We start from the raw sequence: 1602 nt of genomic DNA on the forward strand, positions 1-1602 counted from the left end.
TCCCACGACCGGCATATCATGCGCAGAGGCGATGACGGTTTCGCCCGGCACCCAGATCTCGCCCTCCATATGGCCCTTGAAGGGAATCGTATAGGCGGCCTCGGGGCGGTTGAATTCCCATGGGTTCGGGTGTGACAGCCAGTCTTCCGCCGCCTCCACCTGCATGCCACCCTCAAACCGCTGGCGAAACAACCCGTTCTCATAGCGGATACCGTAGCCGTAGCCGGGGCAACCAATCGTCGCCATGCTTTCCATGAAACAAGCCGCCAAACGCCCAAGCCCGCCGTTGCCAAGGGCGGCGTCCGGTTCCCCCTCGATCAGGGCGCGGTAGGATTGGCCAAATCCGGCCATCACCTCCGCCGCCTCATCCTCCAGCCCCAGATTCATTGTTGCGTCTTCCAACAGCCGCCCGATCAGGAATTCCATCGACAGGTAATAGACCCGCTTGCGCCCTTCGGCCCATGTGCGACGAGTGGAGGTGAACCACGGCCCGACGATCCGGTCGCGGATGGAATAGGACAGCGCCATGCGCCAATCATAGGGGCTGGCATGGTCGGCGTCCTTGCCGAGCGTGTAGGTCAAATGACGCAGGATATCTTCGGCCAGCGTCTCGCGTCGGTGCAGCTTTGCGGCGGGTGTCGGCATTCCGGGCATATTCAAATCTGGCGTCCTGCTGGTTTGCCCGGCGCAAAACACCGGGGTTCTGGATCTGCAATCTCGCCCCGCATCGAGGCAAACTGGCAATCTCGACGCCAAAGCGCCCAATTGCATGCGTTGATGATACTGGCTTCCCGCCTACCCGGTAGCGCTAACAAAGTCAAAGACAACGCTGCTTGCCGTCAGTTTCGCATGGTGTCGGGCGAAGGCGCAATATGATCTAGATCATATTCCGCTTTTTGCGCTGCATTTATGCTGTGTCGATCCGCATTTGGCGGAGGAGAAGGGAAAGCGCCCATGCGGTTGACAATCAGAACCAATCTCGCGCTGCGCACTTTGATGTATTGCGCGGTAAATCCCGGTGTCACGGTGCGCAAGACCGATGTTGCAACCGCCTGCAATGCCTCCGAGAACCATTTGGCGCAAGTGATCCACAAACTGGGTCAGGCGGGGTTCCTGACCACCGTACGCGGGCGAACCGGAGGCTTGCGGCTGCAACGCGACGCAGCTGAAATCACCGTGGGCGAAGTGGTACGCGCGTTTGAAAGCACGACGCCGTTCACCACCTGTATGGAGCCGGATGGCGGCGATTGCCCGCTGGCGGCGAGCTGTCGGCTCACCTGCGTTTTTGCCGATGCCCTGGCCGAATTCTACCGCCACCTTGACGCGGTAAGGTTGCGTGATCTGGTGGAGGGCAATCATGGCCTGTCGCGCCTGTTGAAAGTGGCGTGAATGTCACGCAACTGCGATGGTTCGGCAGCATTCTGCCGAGCATTGTGGGATTGAACATCACATTGGCAGGAGCGCGCGCACCGCCCCCTTGCACCCCGCGATGGCCACGACTACATCGACCGCAATCTTGCCATATTACAGTCGATTGTTGGCCGTAAATGTTTACTAAAATCAGAGCGATCAGGTCGTTGCAAGGCGGCCCCCCGCAACCCG

The 1602-nt window shown here is 59.9% G+C and carries 2 protein-coding genes; one reads left to right on the forward strand and one right to left on the reverse strand.

Translation table 11 applies throughout. From position 1 onward, the window contains the following. On the reverse strand, positions 1 to 654 hold a 654-nt coding region (locus tag L0H65_RS19680; RefSeq protein ID WP_301460873.1), incomplete at its 3' end, for a glycogen/starch/alpha-glucan phosphorylase. Between the two features lie 300 nt (positions 655 to 954). Between L0H65_RS19680 and L0H65_RS19685 the strand changes: the two genes are divergently transcribed. Then, entirely contained in the window at positions 955 to 1389 is a 435-nt protein-coding gene (locus L0H65_RS19685; protein WP_301460872.1) for an Rrf2 family transcriptional regulator, read from the forward strand. Positions 1390 to 1602 lie beyond the last annotated feature (213 nt).

Origin of the sequence: Pseudorhodobacter sp., assembly GCF_030452865.1 — a bacterium.
Taxonomy (GTDB): domain Bacteria; phylum Pseudomonadota; class Alphaproteobacteria; order Rhodobacterales; family Rhodobacteraceae; genus Pseudorhodobacter.